At 42.5% G+C, this 18173-nt stretch carries 19 protein-coding genes; all 19 read left to right on the forward strand.

What is annotated here, in order from left to right; translation table 11 throughout:
- Positions 1–49 precede the first annotated feature (49 nt).
- The 19 genes from rplS (at position 50) to fliF (ending at position 18171) form a co-directional block, all read left to right on the forward strand.
- The gene (gene rplS, locus B9L23_RS06265) at positions 50–397 is read left to right on the forward strand and encodes a 50S ribosomal protein L19 (protein WP_041269613.1); all 348 of its coding nucleotides are present in this window, start codon (positions 50–52) and stop codon (positions 395–397) included.
- Positions 398–499: 102 nt separating this feature from the next.
- Positions 500–1051, forward strand: a complete 552-nt coding sequence (gene lepB / locus B9L23_RS06270; RefSeq protein ID WP_081188601.1) for a signal peptidase I — start codon at positions 500–502, stop codon at positions 1049–1051.
- A gap of 15 nt (positions 1052–1066) precedes the next feature.
- Positions 1067–1918 (forward strand): ribosome biogenesis GTPase YlqF, encoded by an 852-nt coding sequence (gene ylqF, locus B9L23_RS06275; RefSeq protein WP_375216525.1) that lies wholly within the window; start codon positions 1067–1069, stop codon positions 1916–1918.
- A gap of 82 nt (positions 1919–2000) precedes the next feature.
- Entirely contained in the window at positions 2001–2834 is an 834-nt protein-coding gene (locus B9L23_RS06280) for a ribonuclease HII (protein WP_015863429.1), read from the forward strand.
- Positions 2791–4365 (forward strand): PLC family EF-hand domain-containing protein, encoded by a 1575-nt coding sequence (locus B9L23_RS06285; RefSeq protein WP_211278797.1) that lies wholly within the window; start codon positions 2791–2793, stop codon positions 4363–4365. Before B9L23_RS06280 ends, B9L23_RS06285 begins: the two co-directional genes overlap by 44 nt.
- Entirely contained in the window at positions 4362–4634 is a 273-nt protein-coding gene (locus B9L23_RS06290; RefSeq protein ID WP_015863431.1) for an EscU/YscU/HrcU family type III secretion system export apparatus switch protein, read from the forward strand. Before B9L23_RS06285 ends, B9L23_RS06290 begins: the two co-directional genes overlap by 4 nt.
- A gap of 141 nt (positions 4635–4775) precedes the next feature.
- The gene (gene sucC, locus B9L23_RS06295; RefSeq protein WP_015863432.1) at positions 4776–5936 is read left to right on the forward strand and encodes an ADP-forming succinate--CoA ligase subunit beta; all 1161 of its coding nucleotides are present in this window, start codon (positions 4776–4778) and stop codon (positions 5934–5936) included.
- Positions 5937–5953: 17 nt separating this feature from the next.
- Positions 5954–6856: a succinate--CoA ligase subunit alpha gene (gene sucD / locus B9L23_RS06300; RefSeq protein WP_015863433.1), complete on the forward strand. Its 903-nt coding sequence runs from the start codon at positions 5954–5956 to the stop codon at positions 6854–6856.
- Positions 6857–6988: 132 nt separating this feature from the next.
- Positions 6989–7873, forward strand: coding sequence for a DNA-processing protein DprA (gene dprA, locus B9L23_RS06305; protein ID WP_089097064.1), 885 nt, complete (start codon positions 6989–6991; stop codon positions 7871–7873).
- A 100-nt stretch (positions 7874–7973) separates the two neighbouring features.
- Complete coding sequence (gene topA, locus B9L23_RS06310) at positions 7974–10049, forward strand: type I DNA topoisomerase (protein WP_062678231.1); 2076 nt, start codon at positions 7974–7976, stop codon at positions 10047–10049.
- Between the two features lie 18 nt (positions 10050–10067).
- A complete protein-coding gene (gene trmFO / locus B9L23_RS06315) occupies positions 10068–11390 on the forward strand; it encodes an FADH(2)-oxidizing methylenetetrahydrofolate--tRNA-(uracil(54)-C(5))-methyltransferase TrmFO (protein WP_062678230.1) in 1323 nt (440 codons plus the stop codon).
- Between the two features lie 39 nt (positions 11391–11429).
- On the forward strand, positions 11430–12332 hold the full coding sequence (gene xerC / locus B9L23_RS06320) for a tyrosine recombinase XerC (protein WP_081188593.1): 903 nt from the start codon (positions 11430–11432) through the stop codon (positions 12330–12332).
- A gap of 33 nt (positions 12333–12365) precedes the next feature.
- Positions 12366–12908: an ATP-dependent protease subunit HslV gene (gene hslV, locus B9L23_RS06325; RefSeq protein WP_015863438.1), complete on the forward strand. Its 543-nt coding sequence runs from the start codon at positions 12366–12368 to the stop codon at positions 12906–12908.
- Between the two features lie 19 nt (positions 12909–12927).
- Entirely contained in the window at positions 12928–14325 is a 1398-nt protein-coding gene (gene hslU, locus B9L23_RS06330; RefSeq protein WP_062753406.1) for an ATP-dependent protease ATPase subunit HslU, read from the forward strand.
- Positions 14326–14352: 27 nt separating this feature from the next.
- On the forward strand, positions 14353–15132 hold the full coding sequence (gene codY, locus B9L23_RS06335; RefSeq protein WP_062753404.1) for a GTP-sensing pleiotropic transcriptional regulator CodY: 780 nt from the start codon (positions 14353–14355) through the stop codon (positions 15130–15132).
- Positions 15133–15385: 253 nt separating this feature from the next.
- Entirely contained in the window at positions 15386–15778 is a 393-nt protein-coding gene (gene flgB / locus B9L23_RS06340; RefSeq protein ID WP_081188591.1) for a flagellar basal body rod protein FlgB, read from the forward strand.
- Between the two features lie 2 nt (positions 15779–15780).
- On the forward strand, positions 15781–16233 hold the full coding sequence (flgC, locus tag B9L23_RS06345; protein WP_089097065.1) for a flagellar basal body rod protein FlgC: 453 nt from the start codon (positions 15781–15783) through the stop codon (positions 16231–16233).
- Between the two features lie 19 nt (positions 16234–16252).
- Positions 16253–16552, forward strand: a complete 300-nt coding sequence (fliE, locus tag B9L23_RS06350) for a flagellar hook-basal body complex protein FliE (RefSeq protein ID WP_089097066.1) — start codon at positions 16253–16255, stop codon at positions 16550–16552.
- Between the two features lie 32 nt (positions 16553–16584).
- On the forward strand, positions 16585–18171 hold the full coding sequence (fliF, locus tag B9L23_RS06355; protein ID WP_089097067.1) for a flagellar basal-body MS-ring/collar protein FliF: 1587 nt from the start codon (positions 16585–16587) through the stop codon (positions 18169–18171).
- Positions 18172–18173 lie beyond the last annotated feature (2 nt).

Raw genomic sequence — 18173 nt, forward strand, 5'->3', positions numbered from 1 at the left:
ATGATGGATAAGCATTGTCATGAACATCTGTTGGAAGGAGTGGAAAATGATGCATCATTTAATCCAAGAAATTACGAAAGAGCAATTGCGGACAGATTTACCAGATTTCCGTCCTGGTGACACGGTGCGCGTTCATGTGAAAGTCATCGAAGGAAACCGTGAACGTATCCAAGTGTTTGAAGGCGTTGTAATTAAACGCCGCGGTGCTGGTATTAGCGAAACATTCACCGTCCGCAAAGTATCTTACGGTGTTGGTGTAGAGCGTACTTTCCCAGTGCATACACCGAAAATCGCGAAGTTAGAAGTTGTTCGCCGCGGTAAAGTACGCCGTGCGAAATTGTATTATTTACGTCAACTTCGTGGTAAAGCAGCACGCATTAAAGAAATCGTTCGATAATGAACATTATGAATGGAGAAAAAGGAGCTTGATGGCAAGCTCCTTTTTTCACTACCCGTAATTGTGTCATAATAGATAAAAAATCATTTAGGTGGGAGAATGATGGAAAAGAAAAGAAGCGAACTGCGGGAATGGTTAAAAGCGATTGTGATTGCCGTTTTGCTCGCGGGCGGCATTCGTTATTTTATTTTCGCGCCGATTATTGTCGACGGCCAGTCAATGATGCCAACCCTGCACAATCATGACCGTATGATTGTCAATAAGCTCTCTTATAAAATCGGTACGCCTCATCGTTTTGACATTGTTGTTTTTCATGCCGAAGAGGGAAAAGACTATATTAAGCGGGTGATCGGTTTGCCGGGCGACCATATTGAATATAAAAACGACACGTTATATATAAACGGCAAACCGTACGACGAACCGTACTTGGCCGAATATAAAAAACAAGTGGTCGATGGTCCATGGACCGAACCGTTTACTTTAGAGGAACTTACCGGCCGGAAAACCGTACCGGAAGGCCATCTGTTTGTGATGGGCGATAACCGCCGTTTTAGCAAAGATAGCCGCCATATTGGGTTTATCCCAATGGACAAAATTGTTGGCAAGGCCAGCATCGTCTATTGGCCGTTGTCTGACGCACGGATTGTGAAATAACGCGATAAATGGGTGATGCACATGACGATTCAATGGTTTCCAGGCCATATGGCGAAGGCAAAACGGGAAGTGCAAGAAAAACTGAAACTAATCGATATCGTGTTCGAATTGCTCGATGCCCGCATTCCGCTGTCATCGAGAAATCCGATGATTCATGAAATTCTCGGCAACAAGCCGCGTATCGTTTTACTAAATAAAGCGGATATGGCTGATGAGACGGTGACGGAGCAATGGATTGCCTATTTCGAACGGCAGCAGTTGCATGCGTTGGCGATCGATGCGCAAACAGGCACAGGGATCAAACAAATTGTAGCAGCGTCGAAAGAGATGTTGAAAGACAAATTTGCTAAAATGGCGGCGAAAGGAATAAAAAATCCTCGACCGATGCGCGCGCTCATTGTTGGAATTCCGAATGTTGGAAAATCTACGCTAATTAATCGTCTTGCTGGAAGGAATATTGCAAAAACAGGGGATAAACCGGGGGTCACGAAAGCGCAGCAATGGATTAAAGTCGGCAAAGAAATGGAGCTTCTTGATACACCAGGTATTTTATGGCCGAAATTTGAGGATGAGGAAGTTGGTCTGAAGCTTGCCACAACCGGGGCCATTAAAGATACGATTTTAAATTTGCAAGATGTTGCTGTATATGCGTTAAATTTTTTAAAACAGCATTATCCAGAACGATTAAAAGAGCGGTATTCTCTTGATGATATTCCTGGAGAAATTGTGGCATTGTTTGATGCAATTGGCAAACGGCGCGGCTGTCTTGTCAGCGGGGGTGCCGTTGACTATGATAAAGTATCCGAAATTGTGCTTCACGATATTCGTACGGAAAAATTAGGAAGATTGAGTTTTGAAACTCCATAAAAGCCCGCTAAATGAATCGGGCTTTATTTTTTTATTGCAATGCCGATAAAATGTATAGAGAAAGAAGAGAGGGACAGGAGAAATGAATAAATATACTGTAAAAGAAATACAAGCTCTATTACAGCAAATCGATGATGAGAATGCTCCCTTGTTTAAAGAGATTGTTCAAGATGAGCGAAAAAGCGTACAAAAGCTCGTTGCTCGCTGGTATAAACAGAAAAAACAAGAAGAACAAGCAAAAAGACAATGGCAGGAAATGTCGCGCTATGAGCGGCAGTTGTTTGAACAAGGAATCGAGTATATAGCCGGCATCGATGAAGCGGGACGAGGGCCGCTTGCTGGTCCAGTTGTTGCCGCGGCCGTCATGCTGCCGAAAGATGCGTACATTCCGGGATTAAATGACTCGAAAAAGCTATCGGAAGCAAAGCGGGAAATGTTATTTCATATGATTCAATCCTGTGCGATTTCGATTGGCATTGGCGTCGTCACAGCTGCGGAAATTGATGAAATGAACATCTATGAAGCAACAAAAAAAGCGATGATCAAAGCGGTCGAACAGCTTTCACCGAAACCGGATTATTTATTAATTGATGCAATGACACTGCCTATATCAACACCGCAACAAAGCATTGTAAAAGGCGATGCAAATAGCGTTTCGATTGCGGCTAGTTCCATCATTGCAAAAGTGACGCGCGACCATTTTATGAAACAGCTCGCAAAGCAATATCCACAATATGGATTTGAAAAAAATATGGGATATGGCACTGCCCAGCATTTAGAAGCGATTCGCGTATACGGTACCATTGATGAACACCGTCGTTCTTTTTCTCCGATTAAAGAAATGATAGAAATGAAGAAAGAAGGAAAGGAATATGATCAAACGCATCGACAAAGCATTGCCGGTTTTTCCAGCTAGCGATGCAACGCACGGCCGCTTTCGCCATGGACAAGTTGTCTATGGAAAAATTGAGAGCATACAAGGAGAAGCTGAAAAGATCGCTCATGTGCGCGTCGGGGATGAAATTGTAACTGCAAGATTACGCGCTTCTTTACAAGCGGGAAATTATTATTTATTCGAAGTAAAAGCCGAAAATGACAATATATATTGGAAAATAATAGGTAAAGAGAGAGGGCTCTCTTTCAACATCGATGAAGCGGCGCAGCATCTTATTCAAAAATGGAAATTACCGCGTGATGCGCATTCTTTTCTTCGCTTTGTATTACAAGAAAAAATACCGGTTGCGAAAGAAGAAATGAGTAAAATCGTTCAATGGACAGAGCAATTAGAAGATAAGGAACAAGGATGGGAAACGCTTCGCTATATGTTTGCCCGTCGTTTTCCGGTGACGAAAGATGTTTTCTTTTCATTGCTTGCGGTAAAAACCAATCCCCCGCTTTTTCAGCAGCTGCAATATACGGAAAAACTGCTGGTGTCTTTGCCAACGGAACAGCAAAAAGATTCATTGCAAGCGTTGCATCGCTATTTACAGCACATTGCAACCGATCGAAAAAACGCCTATGACATTCTTTCCAATTTACTTCAATCATTACAACAACCTGAACAAAAGATCGCGCAACAATTATTGAACAAGTTAGGTTTACCGTTACACAACATAGATTCTGATCAATTAAAAAAATTCCAAACTGCCATTAGGAATGGCGACTTCCAAGAAATACAGCAGCATTTACAGCTGTTATTTCCAGGATTTGAAGAACAGCAATTTCTTAAACATTTTCAAACGCTTTATGAATCCTATGAGAACGGTTTTCTCTCCAATGAGGAACAACAGCTTTTTTCTGCTATTTTAACAAGATCGGATGATGATATTGCTTTATCGATTTTTCATCTATTAAAAGAGTCGTTTCAGAAGCTTGGGCTTCAGTATGAAGCAAATATACGCCGAGCGCTGGAAACAAAAACGCTTGCCATGACGACGCTAACGTCTTTAAAATCCCTTCTTTTGCAGGCGTTAGAAAACGCGCATGAACCGGTATTGAAAGAAACGTTACAGACGCTTCTTTATCATATTACTGGTCAGCAACTATTATCCCGAGGCGAAGGACCGTTGCAACATGTATTTATCCAAATTCCGATTCAGATTGGAGAACAACGGACGGATGTAGCGATTCATTGGCAAGGAAAAAGACAAAAAAATGGGAAAATCGACCCAGACTATTGTCATATCGTTTTTTGCTTATTTTTGGACAAATTAAAAGAAACGGTTGTCGACGTGCGCGTGCAACAACGTATTGTTCACATTTCCATTTTCAATGATCATCCCCATTTACTCCGCATTGCCAATGAGTTTCAACCTATGCTGAAAGAACGGCTAGAGGCGCATGGATATACGTTATCCGCTTTGAAAATCGAAACATCTAAACAAAAGAAAATGCCCATTGATATCGTATTTCAACAACGTTATAACGGGGTGGATTACCGTATATGAAAAACAAAGAAAAACAAGCGGTGGCCCTTTCCTATGATTCGAATGTACATGAAGCTCCGGTAGTGGTTGCCAAAGGAAAAGGGCATGTAGCGGAAGCGATCATCGATGCCGCAAAACAACACGGGATCCCTATACAAGAAGATCCGTCTCTCGTCCAATTATTGAGTGAACTGGAAATAAACGAAACAATCCCTGAAGATTTGTACTATCTTGTTGCTGAATTGTTTGCGTTTATTTATCGTTTAGATAAACATGTAAAAAAAGAATAGATCCCCTTGTATCAAAGGATTGAAAGGGTTTTCCCTTTTGAAATTTTTTAATTTTGTGTCGAAAAGGTGGACAATATAGAAAGTATCATTATAAAATGAAAGCGCTAGAACTTTTTAGTTTTATACATAGGAGGTTGGCGCATGAATATCCATGAATATCAAGCAAAAGAAATCCTCAGAAATTATGGCGTTAGCGTACCAAACGGTCGCGTAGCGTTCACTGTTGAGGAAGCGGTAGAGGCGGCGAAAGAATTAGGAAGCCCTGTTTGCGTTGTAAAAGCGCAAATTCATGCCGGCGGGCGCGGAAAAGCCGGAGGGGTAAAAGTAGCAAAAAGTTTAGATGAAGTTCGTACATATGCGAGCGAACTGCTAGGAAAAGTGCTTGTTACTCATCAAACAGGTCCGGAAGGAAAAGAAGTAAAACGCTTACTTATTGAAGAAGGCTGCGACATTAAGAAAGAATATTACATTGGTCTCGTTGTGGATCGCGCAACTTCTCGCGTTGTGTTGATGGGTTCAGAAGAAGGCGGTACCGAAATCGAAGAAGTAGCAGCAAAAACACCAGAGAAAATTTTTAAAGAATATATCGACCCAGCGGTGGGATTACAAGCGTTTCAAGCACGTCGTTTAGCGTTTAACATCAACATTCCAAAAGAGCTTGTCAATCAGGCAGTCAAGTTTATGATGGGGCTTTATCAAGTGTTTGTTGACAAAGACTGCTCGATCGCGGAAATCAACCCGCTTGTTGTCACTGGCGACGGCAAAGTAATGGCGCTTGATGCGAAATTAAACTTTGACTCGAACGCTTTATATCGCCATAAAGACATTTTAGAATACCGCGATTTAGATGAGGAAGATCCGAAAGAAGTTGAAGCATCCAAATATGATTTAAACTATATCGCCCTTGACGGTAATATCGGTTGCATGGTCAACGGCGCTGGCCTTGCAATGGCAACGATGGATATCATCAAATATTACGGCGGCGAACCAGCAAACTTCTTGGATGTCGGCGGCGGCGCAACCGCGGAAAAAGTAACGGAAGCGTTTAAAATTATTCTTTCCGACCCGAACGTCAAAGGCATTTTCGTCAATATTTTCGGCGGCATCATGAAATGCGACGTGATCGCTAGCGGCATTGTCGAGGCGACAAAACAAGTCGGCCTTAATCTTCCGCTTGTTGTCCGTCTCGAAGGAACAAATGTCGAACTAGGGAAAAAGATTTTGCAAGAATCGGGTCTAAACATTACCGCTGCTGATTCGATGGCAGACGGCGCACAAAAAATCGTGGAGCTAGTACGTTAAGAAAGTGAGGGAGAAACGTGAGCATTTTTATTAATAAAGACACAAAAGTGATCGTACAAGGGATTACGGGTTCACAAGGATTATTCCATACAAAACAAATGCTCGAGTACGGAACAAAAATTGTAGGCGGTGTCACGCCAGGAAAAGGTGGTACAGAAGTTGAAGGAGTACCAGTGTTTGATACTGTTTCCGAAGCGGTAGAAAAAACAGGAGCAAACGCTTCTGTCATTTACGTTCCGCCAGCATTTGCCGCAGACGCGATTATGGAAGCGGTCGATGCAGAATTAGACCTTGTCGTTTGTATTACGGAAGGTATTCCTGTCCTTGATATGGTGAAAGTAAAACGCTACATGGAAGGCAAGAAAACTCGTCTCATCGGACCAAACTGCCCTGGCGTCATTACGCCGGAAGAATGTAAAATCGGCATTATGCCAGGCTACATTCATAAAAAAGGCCATGTCGGCATTGTTTCCCGCTCTGGTACTTTAACGTACGAAGCGGTTCATCAATTGACGCAAGCGGGCATCGGCCAATCGACAGCGGTCGGAATCGGCGGCGATCCGGTCAATGGCACAAACTTCATTGATGTATTAAAAGCGTTTAACGAAGATGAAGAAACGTATGCCGTTATTATGATTGGGGAAATCGGCGGCACCGCGGAAGAAGAAGCGGCAGAATGGGTAAAAGCGAACATGAAAAAACCGGTCGTCGGCTTTATCGGCGGCCAAACAGCGCCTCCAGGAAAACGGATGGGACATGCTGGCGCAATTATTTCCGGCGGTAAAGGAACGGCAGCAGAAAAAATTAAGAAAATGAACGAATGCGGCATTAAAGTGGCAGAAACACCTGCAGTAATTGGCGAAACATTAATTTCCGTTTTGAAGGAACAAGGCCTTTACGAAAAATGTAAAACTCATTAAAATACATCGTCCCGCATCGTTTTTCAGGCGGGACGATTTTTTATTGGGTATTGGCAAATTCTATCATCGTTATGGCAGATTCATGATCGGAACCGTGCAAAAACAGACAAAAGGGATAGAAAGGAAGATATGATGTATTCATCCGTTCGTGAGCGCCTTATTCATCTTCACCACTGCCGCGGGGCAGGCTGGAAAACGATCCATCGCTTATTGGAAATCGATCCGACCTTTTCCTCTGTATTTACCCTTCCATCTTCTGCATTGCGAACGCGTATTCCTTTATCCTCCCAACAATATACACAATTTTTCCAAGATTTACATTCCCCTCATATTGAAAGTATGATAAAAACATATAAGGACAAAAATATCCACGTCATCACAATTTTTGACTCAGACTATCCACCTTTGTTAAAACATATATACGAACCCCCATGGGTGCTATATGCAAAAGGGAATACTCGTCTTTTGTCGTCATTCAAAATGATTAGTATTGTTGGGACGAGACAGCCGACAAAAGAAGGGATACAATCGTTGCGGCAACTAGTTCCGCCGCTGGTGGCGAACGATTGGGTAATCGTAAGCGGTCTTGCAATAGGAATCGATACGTTAGCGCACGAAATGACAATTGAAAACGGTGGACATACAATCGCGATCATCGCAGGAGGATTTGAACATATATATCCAAGACAAAATAAAAGACTAGCAGACCAATTAATGGGCGGACACCTTATTTTATCGGAACATCCGCCGCATGTGCGGCCGCAAAAATGGCATTTTCCGCTGCGCAATCGGATTATCAGCGGAATATCGCTTGGAACGATCGTCGTACAAGCGAAAGAGAGAAGCGGCTCATTAATTACTGCTCTATTAGCGCTAGAGCAAGGAAGAGAGGTGTTTGCCGTTCCTGGTCCAATTTTTTTGGAACAATCAAAAGGGCCAAACATGTTAATACAACAAGGAGCAAAATTAGTTCATTCGGCAACCGATATATTCGAGGAATTTTCCTACATTCGATAAAAGCAATGCAAGAATTTTTCATATCTTGTTTGACAAATATCATAAGAATCATTAATAATAATGAAGATTTTAAATTTACCTCGTTAGGGGAGGAAGTTTGATGTCAGACTATCTTGTCATCGTGGAATCGCCAGCGAAAGCGAAGACGATCGAACGATATTTAGGAAAAAAATATAAAGTAAAAGCTTCGATGGGACATGTTCGCGATCTGCCAAAAAGCCAAATGGGCGTTGATATAAATAATGGCTATGAGCCAAAGTATATTACGATTCGCGGTAAAGGGCCAATCATTAAAGAATTAAAAACAGCAGCGAAAAAAGCAAAAAAAGTGTTTCTTGCCGCGGACCCGGACCGCGAAGGGGAAGCGATTGCTTGGCATTTAGCCAATATGCTCGACCTTGATATTCATTCCGACTGCCGCGTTGTATTTAACGAGATTACGAAGGATGCGGTTAAAGAGTCATTTCAACATCCACGTCCGATCAATATGAATCTTGTTGACGCGCAGCAAGCGCGCCGAGTGTTGGACCGGCTGGTTGGATACAACATTAGCCCGCTTCTTTGGAAAAAGGTGAAGAAAGGATTGAGCGCGGGGCGTGTTCAATCTGTAGCGCTGCGTTTGATCATCGACCGCGAAAAAGAAATTAAACAATTTCAGCCGGAAGAGTATTGGACGATTCAAGCCGAATTTGTAAAAGGAAATGAAACGTTTACTGCTTCTTTTTACGGAGTGGATGGGCAAAAGCTTGAATTAAAAAAGGAAGCAGACGTTGCCGCGATTTTACAACGCATAAACGGCAACCACTTTACGGTGACATCGGTGGCAAAAAAGGAGCGGAAACGAAATCCAGTGCCGCCGTTTACAACGTCTTCCTTGCAGCAAGAAGCAGCGCGCAAGCTTAATTTTCGAACGAAGAAAACGATGATGATCGCCCAGCAGCTATATGAAGGAATTGATCTTGGCAGTGAAGGAACGGTCGGCTTAATTACCTATATGCGTACAGACTCGACAAGAGTATCAGAAAGCGCACGGCAAGAGGCACTATCTTATATAGAAGCGACGTTTGGAAAAGAATTTGTCGCACAAGAAAAGCGAAAAGAAAAGAAAAATGCCAATGCGCAAGATGCGCATGAAGCGATTCGTCCGACATCTGCATTTCGCGAGCCGGAAAAGGTAAAGCCATATTTAACCCGCGATCAATTTCGGTTGTATAAGTTAATTTGGGAACGTTTTATCGCAAGCCAAATGGCAGCCGCACTGTTAGATACGATGAGCATTGAACTTGAAAATGAAGGGGTGATCTTTCGGGCAAGCGGCTCGAAAGTAAAATTTCCTGGTTTTATGAAAGTATATGTAGAGGGAACGGATGACCAAACGGATGAACAAGATCGCCTTCTTCCGGATTTGCAGGAAGGGGAAACTGTTTTCAGCAAAGATATTGAACCAAAGCAGCATTTTACTCAGCCGCCTCCTCGCTATACGGAAGCGCGGCTTGTGAAAACGCTAGAAGAGCTTGGCATCGGCCGGCCGTCTACGTACGCGCCGACGCTTGATACGATTCAAAAACGAAACTATGTCGTGCTAGAAAATAAACGTTTTGTTCCAACAGAACTTGGAGAAATCGTGTTAGAACTAATGTTAGAGTTTTTCCCAGAAATCATTGACGTGGAGTTTACAGCGAAAATGGAGAAAAATTTGGATGAAATCGAGGAAGGAAAAGTAGAATGGGTGAAAGTGGTCGACGAATTTTACCAGGAATTTGAAAAGCGGCTGCAAACCGCGGAAAAGGAAATGAAAGAAGTCGAGATTAAAGACGAGCCGGCGGGAGTCGACTGCGAAGTGTGCGGAAGCCCAATGGTATATAAAATGGGGCGATTCGGCAAATTTGTCGCCTGCTCCAATTTCCCGGAATGCCGCAATACAAAGCCGATCGTTAAGGAAATCGGGGTAAAATGTCCGAAATGCCGCGAAGGAAATATTGTGGAGCGCAGCAGTAAGAAAAAGCGGATTTTTTATGGCTGCGACCGTTTTCCACAATGCGATTTCGTCTCGTGGGATAAACCGCTTGCCCGCCCTTGCCCGAAATGCGGCGGCTTGCTAGTGGAAAAGAAACTGAAAAAAGGCTTGCAAGTGCAATGTACGGCATGTGATTACGAAGAAGCACCACAATCTTGACAAATAAAGGAGGAATATATGGTGAACGAACGAACGGTAAATGTCATTGGCGCAGGTTTGGCAGGCAGTGAGGCGGCATGGCAGCTTGCCAACCGCGGCATCCATGTCCGCCTTTACGAAATGAGACCGGTGAAGCAAACGCCTGCTCACCATACAGATAAATTTGCGGAACTTGTTTGCAGCAACTCGTTGCGTGCTAATTCATTAACAAATGCAGTCGGCGTATTAAAAGAAGAAATGCGCCGCTTGAATTCTGTCATTATGAAGGCAGCAGATGAATGCTCTGTTCCGGCGGGAAGTGCGCTTGCTGTAGACCGGCATGAGTTTGCCGCGCGTGTAACCAATCTTGTCCAAGGGCATCCGAATGTGACCGTTATTCGTGAAGAAGTGACAGAAATTCCGTCTGGCCCAACGATTATCGCAACAGGGCCATTAACGTCTAAAGCATTATCCGAGCGGCTAAAAGAGCTAACGGGAGAAGAATATTTATATTTTTACGATGCCGCTGCTCCAATCATCGAAAAAGAAAGCATTAATATGGATAAAGTATATGTCAAATCGCGTTATGATAAAGGCGAAGCTGCGTATATCAACTGCCCGATGACAGAAGAAGAATTCGACCGCTTTTACGAAGCGCTCATTTCCGCAGAAACGGTTCCATTAAAAGAGTTTGAAAAAGAAATTTATTTTGAAGGCTGCATGCCGATTGAAGTAATGGCGCGGCGAGGGAAAAAGACGCTTCTATTTGGGCCGATGAAACCGGTTGGTTTGGAAGACCCGCGTACCGGAAAGCGTCCATACGCGGTTGTTCAGCTTCGGCAAGATGATGCGGCAGGTACGCTTTACAATATTGTCGGATTCCAGACACATTTGAAATGGGGCCCGCAAAAAGAAGTAATTCGCCTTATTCCGGGGCTAGAAAATGCAGAAATTGTCCGCTATGGCGTGATGCATCGCAATACGTTTATCAACTCGCCAAAATTATTGCGGCCAACGTATCAATATAAAGAGCGTGACGATTTATTTTTTGCTGGACAAATGACCGGTGTCGAAGGGTATGTGGAATCAGCAGCATCGGGGCTTGTCGCAGGAATTAACGCAGCACGGCTTGTATTAGGGCAAGAACTTGTTGTTTTTCCGCGTGAAACAGCAATTGGCAGCATGGCGCATTACATTACGTCGACGAATCCAAATCATTTTCAGCCGATGAATGCTAATTTCGGTTTGTTTGCACCTCTAGAAGAAAAAATCAAAGATAAACAGCGCCGCAATGAACGATACGCGCAACGGGCATTGGATACAATTCAGAATTTTATTAAAAAAGATTGCAAGGGCTATTAATATATGTTAATATTTAGTAGCCTTTGTGAGGTGTGAAAAATGGAAAATTCGAAAATTGCGTTAAAATTGTTCATAGAATATTTACAAATCGAGAAAAATTATTCACAATATACTATTGTGTGTTACCAACGAGATGTAGAGCAGTTTTTCGAGTTTATGAATGAACAAGGGATTCATCATCTGCATGAAGTAACGTATAATGATGTTCGTCTCTATTTGACGAAGCTGTATGAACGAAAACAGTCAAGCCGTTCCATTTCACGGAAAATTTCTAGTTTGCGAAGCTTCTATAAGTTTTTGCTGCGGGAAAAAAAGGTAAAAGAAAATCCGTTTGCGCTCGCTGCACTTCCGAAAAAAGAACAAAAAATTCCTAATTTTTTATATGAGCAGGAATTAGAAAGACTTTTTTATGTCAATGATGTTAATACAGCGATCGGCCAACGCAATCAAGCGATTCTTGAGCTTCTCTACGCGACGGGCGTCCGTGTTAGTGAATGTTGTCACATTCAACTTTCTGATATCGATTTTTCTGTTTCCACCATTTTGATTCATGGGAAAGGGAATAAACAGCGCTATGTCCCGTTTGGCCGTTTTGCCAAAGAAGCATTGGAGCGTTACATTCATCATGGACGGCGTGAGCTTTTGCAAAAAGCAAAAAGCGCTCATGCTTATTTGTTTGTCAATGCCCGCGGCAATCCGTTAACACCTCGGGGAGTGCGTTATATTTTGGATGAAATAGTAAAAAAAGCGGCGCTTACTCAAAATATTAGCCCACACGTGCTGAGACATACGTTTGCGACTCATTTATTAAATGAAGGGGCCGATATGCGTACAGTTCAAGAATTGCTTGGACATGCGCATCTTTCATCAACACAAGTGTATACCCATGTAACGAAAGACCGGCTGCGCCATATTTATTTACATACGCATCCGCGAGCATAACTCTGCCGCGAGCAAAAAGGAGGATGGATAGCGATGGAACAGTTCCACGCGACGACGATTTTTGCGATTCATCATAATGGAAAGGCTGCGATGGCAGGAGACGGTCAAGTAACGTTTGGCAATGCAGTGGTGATGAAACATACAGCGAAAAAAGTACGGAGATTATTTCAAGGAAAAGTGTTAGCAGGATTTGCCGGATCGGTCGCAGATGCGTTTACATTATTTGAGATGTTCGAAGGAAAGCTAGAAGAATTTAATGGGAACTTGCCGCGCGCCGCTGTGGAATTAGCAAAAGAATGGCGCAGCGATAAAGTATTGCGGCGCTTAGAGGCAATGCTAATCGTGATGGATGAACGCCATTTGCTTCTCGTATCAGGAACTGGTGAAGTCATTGAACCGGATGACGGAATATTAGCGATCGGTTCTGGCGGAAATTACGCGCTAGCGGCAGGACGTGCATTAAAACAATACGCAGGAGATCAGCTATCGGCCAAAGAGATTGCCAAAGCGGCGCTAGAAATAGCCGCAAATATTTGTGTGTATACGAATGACCATATTATTGTGGAAGAACTATAAAAAGAGAGGAGGGACAGCGGTGTCAGAAGCATTAACGCCTCGGCAAATTGTCGAAAAGCTTGATCAATTTATCGTTGGGCAAAAGGAAGCGAAGAAAGCAGTTGCGATTGCGCTAAGAAATCGTTATCGCCGCAGTTTGCTTGATGAAAAATTACGGGATGAAGTTGTCCCGAAAAATATTTTAATGATCGGTCCGACAGGGGTCGGAAAAACGGAAATCGCCAGACGGTTGGCGAAGTTGGTTGGCGCTCCGTTTGTCAAAGTGGAGGCAACAAAGTTTACGGAAGTTGGATATGTCGGCCGCGATGTCGAATCGATGGTGCGCGATCTTGTGGAAACGTCCGTTCGATTAGTAAAAGAACGGAAAATGAACGAAGTGAAAGATCGCGCTGAACAGCAAGCGAATAAACGGCTTGTTGAGTTATTAGTGCCGGGAAAGCAAAAACAAACGATGAAAAACCCTCTTGAACTATTATTCGGTGGAGCGCAAACATCGCAGCAAGATACAAATCAAACGTATGAAGACGATCACATCGAACAAAAACGGAGACAAGTCGCTTGGCAGCTGGCGAACGGTCAGCTGGAAGATGAAATGGTGACAATCGAAGTAGAAGAACAACAGCCGATGTTTTTTGACTTTTTGCAAGGGGCCGGCATTGAGCAAATGGGAATGAATATGCAAGACGCGCTAAGCAGCCTCATTCCGAAGCGCCGCAAAAAACGCAAATTAAAAGTAAGAGAAGCGCGTAAAGTGCTTACGAATGAGGAAGCGCAGAAGTTAATCGACATGGATGAAGTAACACAGGAAGCAATACGTCTTGCCGAACAGTCTGGCATCATTTTTATCGATGAAATCGATAAAATTGCGCGCAGCGGGCAAGCCGCTTCTTCAGCGGATGTATCGAGAGAAGGTGTGCAACGCGACATTTTGCCAATTGTTGAAGGCTCCACCGTTATGACGAAATACGGACCTGTTAAGACAGATCATATATTGTTTATCGCTGCCGGAGCATTTCATATGGCAAAACCGTCCGACTTAATCCCAGAGTTGCAAGGCCGGTTTCCGATTCGTGTCGAGCTAACGAAACTTTCAGTTGACGATTTCGTAAAAATATTAGTAGAGCCTGATAATGCTCTTATTAAACAATATAAGGCGCTTCTTGCAACGGAAGGTATAAATCTTGAATTTTCTGACGATGCTATTCGTAAGATCGCCGAAGTCGCCTTTGAAGTGAATCAGACAACCGATAATATCGGAGCAAGACGCCTTCATACGATCATGGAAAAGCTGCTTGAAGATTTATTGTTTGAAGCTCCGGATATTACGCTAGATAAAGTAGTCATTACACCTCAGTATGTCGAACAAAAACTAGGCAACATTGTCAAAAACAAAGATTTGAGTGAATTCATTTTGTAACATTAAATGAGGAGGAGAATGAAAAAAATGAATTTATTACAAAAAACAAGAAAGATTAACGCAATGCTGCAAAAAGCAGCGGGAAAACCGGTAAACTTTAAAGAAATGGCAGAAACGCTTTGCGAGGTAATTGAAGCAAACGTATTCGTTGTGAGCCGTCGCGGTAAATTGCTCGGCTTTGCGATTAAGCAATCGATTGAAAATGAGAGAATGAAAAAAATGTTAGAAGAACGTCAATTTCCAGAAGAGTATACGAAAAATCTGTTTAACATTACAGAAACGTCTCCTAACATTGATATTAATAGCGAATATACCGCGTTTCCAGTGGAAAATCGCGATTTATTTAAAACAGGTTTGACGACAATTGTGCCGATCAATGGTGGCGGCGAGCGGCTCGGAACACTTATTTTATCGCGATTGGATCGTGAATTTCACGATGATGATCTCATTCTAGCAGAGTATGGCGCAACGGTTGTCGGCATGGAAATTTTGCGTGAGAAAGCGGAGGAAATTGAAGAAGAAGCACGCAGCAAAGCGGTCGTACAAATGGCAATCAGCTCGCTTTCTTATAGCGAACTAGAAGCGATCGAACATATTTTTGAAGAGCTAGACGGTACAGAAGGGTTGCTTGTCGCAAGTAAAATTGCTGACCGTGTCGGCATTACTCGTTCTGTTATCGTAAATGCTCTTCGTAAACTAGAAAGCGCCGGTGTGATTGAATCACGTTCGCTTGGTATGAAGGGAACATATATTAAAGTGTTAAATGATAAGTTTTTGACAGAATTAGAAAAATTGAAATCCAGTTAATAAAATAAGAAAACTGGCCTAAAAGCAGACTTGCTTTTAGGCCGGTTTTTTATATGTCAAAACATTTGTTTGGACAGCGATTTTAGTACATTTATAATAATATAAAAACGACAGACATAGACAAATTTCGTCTTTTTTTCTATTTAGGATGAAAAAAATAGTACAATCTTCCGGCTATACAATATTTTTTCATTCTCGTAAAATGAATATTAGCATATATTGTCGAAAAAATAGGATAAAAGAGGGGATACCTTTGTCACTGTTTTCGCGTACATTTATGATGCTAGAGCAAGGGCTGGATTATGCGTCATTAAGGGAAAAAGTGATTGCAAACAATATCGCCAATGTAGACACGCCCAATTATAAGGCAAAAGAAGTGCGGTTTCGGGCAGAACTAGACCGAGCGCTTCAACCGCTAGAAGCAAAGCGAACAAATCCGAAACATCTTCCGTTTACCCGTCAAATGACAAACAAATTTCTCGTGACGTCAAGGACCAATGTAGTATACAATCATAATGGAAATAATGTTGATATTGATCAAGAAATGTCATATTTGGCAGAAAATCAAATTTATTACAACGCTTTAGTCGAGCAATTGAACGGAAAGTTCACAACGTTAAAAACGGTCATTAAGGGAGGAAAATAATTATGTCTATTTTTCAAAGTTTAGATATAACAGCATCTGCGCTCACGGCGCAGCGGTTGCGCATGAATGTAATTTCCTCCAATATGGCCAATGTCGATACGACTCGCGCTCGATTCGTTAATGGACAATGGGAACCGTATCGGCGCAAGCTCGTTGTGATGGAACCGCGTCAGGAAGGATTTTCTACATATTTACAAACCGCGATGAATAGCCGTGCTTCCGTTGGCAACGGAGTGAAAGTAACAAAAATTATGGAGGATCAAACTCCTTTTAAACTTGTTTACGATCCTTCTCATCCTGACGCAGACCGCGACGGATATGTACGTCTTCCTAATGTCGATCCGTTAAAGGAAATGGTCGATTTAATAAGCGCAACACGTTCATATGAAGCGAATGTAACGGTTTTTAACGCGACAAAAGGAATGTTAATGAAAGCATTAGAAATCGGAAAGTAAAAATAAAGGGGTATGCGTGATGGTACAAGGAATTCATCGCACTTTATTTTCAGAGGCGGCAAACGCTGCTTCACAAGCGACGAAACCAGCTGATGCGCAAAAGGCGTTTTCCGCGTTTTTGAAAGATGCGCTGAATAAAGTAAATGAACAGCAAGTACAGGCTGATCAGCTGACAGAAAAGCTGGTGAAAGGCGAAAATGTCGATTTGCATCAAGTAATGATTGCTGCGCAAAAAGCAAGCATTTCCTTGCAGCTTGCGCTGGAAGTGCGCAACAAAGTGATTGAAGCATATCAAGAAATGATGCGAATGCAAATATAGCATATGGATTGTGAAATAGTCGGGGGAATAGTATGAGCAACAAATTAAAAGAATGGCTAAGTCGATTTACCTTATTTTGGAAAGAGAGAACAAAAAAACAAAAATGGATGATCATTGCTAGCCTCGCTCTTTTCTTGCTTATGGCTGGCGCAGCCATCTTTTTTGCGACAAGAACAGAGTTTGTGCCGTTATATAGCAATTTAACACCACAGGAAGCGGGGCAAATTAAAGCAACGTTAGACCAGCGAGGAATCAAATCGGAAGTAGCAGATAACGGCACCACGATTAAAGTGCCAAAAGAGTTAGTAAACTCCTTAAAAGTTGATTTAGCGGCAGAAGGAATTCCAAACAGCGGCACCATTGATTATTCTTATTTTGGAAAAAATGCAAGCTTCGGAATGACGGATAACGAGTTTAATGTTGTCAAACTCGAAGCAATGCAAAATGAGCTGGCAAATTTAATTAAAAGCATCGATGGTGTAGAAGACGCAAAAGTAATGATTAATCTTCCACAGCCGAGCGTGTTTGTTTCTGAACATCAGGGGGAAGCTTCAGCATCGATCGTGCTAAAAACAAAACCTGGTTATCAATTTAGCGATCAGCAAATTAGGGCGTTGTACCATCTTGTTTCTAAAAGTGTTCCTAACCTTCCTACAGATAATATCGTCATTATGAACCAGTTTTTTGAGTATTTTGATTTGAAAAATAACGAAAATTTTTCGACAGGCACAACGTTTGCCACACAGCAAGAAATTAAAAAACAAATTGAACGAGATATTCAACGGCAAGTACAGCAAATGTTAGGAACAATGATGGGGCAGGATAAAGTCGTTGTATCCGTAACGGCTGATGTGGACTTTACGCAGGAAAACCGGGAAGAAAACCTTGTTGCTCCGGTGGATGAAAAAAATAACGAAGGCATTGCCGTCAGCGTGCAACGCATTAAAGAAACGTACTCTGGAAACGGAGCGCAGCCGGGAGGCGTGGCTGGTACGGGAGAAAACGAAGTGCCAAGCTATCAGGCTGGAGCAAGCGAGACAAATGGAGATTATGAGCGAACCGAGGAAACGATTAATAACGAAGTGAATAAGATCAAAAAACATATCGTCGAAAGTCCATATAAAATTCGTGATTTAGGCATTCAAGTAATGGTTGAGCCGCCAAATCCGAAAAATCCAAACTCTTTGTCACAGCAAACGATCGACGATATTCAAAAAATATTAGGAACGATTGTCAGAACATCGATTAATAAGCAAGATGGCCAAACATTAACCGATCAGGATATTCAAAATCGCATCGTTGTTTCTGTTCAGAAATTTAACGGAAAACCAACATTTACGGAACCAAAACAGACGATTCCAATGTGGGTATACATCATCGGTGGAATTGGCCTTGTTCTTCTTATTGCATTGCTCATCTTATTGTGGCGCAGACGTAAAGAGGAAGAAGAGGAAGAAGAGGAAGACGTTTTGGAGCAGCCAATGGTTCAAGAAATTCCGGATATTCGCGAAGAGCACGAAACAGAATCGACGATGCGCCGCAAGCAGCTGGAAAAATTAGCGAAAGAAAAGCCGGACGAATTTGCAAAGCTGTTGCGAACATGGCTATCGGAAGAGTAGGA

This window comes from Parageobacillus galactosidasius (genome assembly GCF_002217735.1).
In the GTDB taxonomy this organism is placed as follows: Bacteria; Bacillota; Bacilli; order Bacillales; family Anoxybacillaceae; genus Parageobacillus_B; species Parageobacillus_B toebii.

What these genes read in the sequence shown, in the direction of transcription:
- dprA (WP_089097064.1), top strand. Translation starts at nt 6,989, where the DNA reads ATGTATTCATCCGTTCGTGAGCGCCTTATTCATCTTCACCACTGCCGC.
- topA (WP_062678231.1), top strand. Translation starts at nt 7,974, where the DNA reads ATGTCAGACTATCTTGTCATCGTGGAATCGCCAGCGAAAGCGAAGACG.
- sucC (WP_015863432.1), top strand. Translation starts at nt 4,776, where the DNA reads ATGAATATCCATGAATATCAAGCAAAAGAAATCCTCAGAAATTATGGC.
- trmFO (WP_062678230.1), top strand. Translation starts at nt 10,068, where the DNA reads ATGGTGAACGAACGAACGGTAAATGTCATTGGCGCAGGTTTGGCAGGC.
- rplS (WP_041269613.1), top strand. Translation starts at nt 50, where the DNA reads ATGCATCATTTAATCCAAGAAATTACGAAAGAGCAATTGCGGACAGAT.
- fliE (WP_089097066.1), top strand. Translation starts at nt 16,253, where the DNA reads ATGGTACAAGGAATTCATCGCACTTTATTTTCAGAGGCGGCAAACGCT.
- xerC (WP_081188593.1), top strand. Translation starts at nt 11,430, where the DNA reads ATGGAAAATTCGAAAATTGCGTTAAAATTGTTCATAGAATATTTACAA.
- B9L23_RS06285 (WP_211278797.1), top strand. Translation starts at nt 2,791, where the DNA reads ATGATCAAACGCATCGACAAAGCATTGCCGGTTTTTCCAGCTAGCGAT.
- B9L23_RS06280 (WP_015863429.1), top strand. Translation starts at nt 2,001, where the DNA reads ATGAATAAATATACTGTAAAAGAAATACAAGCTCTATTACAGCAAATC.
- lepB (WP_081188601.1), top strand. Translation starts at nt 500, where the DNA reads ATGGAAAAGAAAAGAAGCGAACTGCGGGAATGGTTAAAAGCGATTGTG.
- flgC (WP_089097065.1), top strand. Translation starts at nt 15,781, where the DNA reads ATGTCTATTTTTCAAAGTTTAGATATAACAGCATCTGCGCTCACGGCG.
- B9L23_RS06290 (WP_015863431.1), top strand. Translation starts at nt 4,362, where the DNA reads ATGAAAAACAAAGAAAAACAAGCGGTGGCCCTTTCCTATGATTCGAAT.
- hslV (WP_015863438.1), top strand. Translation starts at nt 12,366, where the DNA reads ATGGAACAGTTCCACGCGACGACGATTTTTGCGATTCATCATAATGGA.
- fliF (WP_089097067.1), top strand. Translation starts at nt 16,585, where the DNA reads ATGAGCAACAAATTAAAAGAATGGCTAAGTCGATTTACCTTATTTTGG.
- codY (WP_062753404.1), top strand. Translation starts at nt 14,353, where the DNA reads ATGAATTTATTACAAAAAACAAGAAAGATTAACGCAATGCTGCAAAAA.
- ylqF (WP_375216525.1), top strand. Translation starts at nt 1,067, where the DNA reads ATGCACATGACGATTCAATGGTTTCCAGGCCATATGGCGAAGGCAAAA.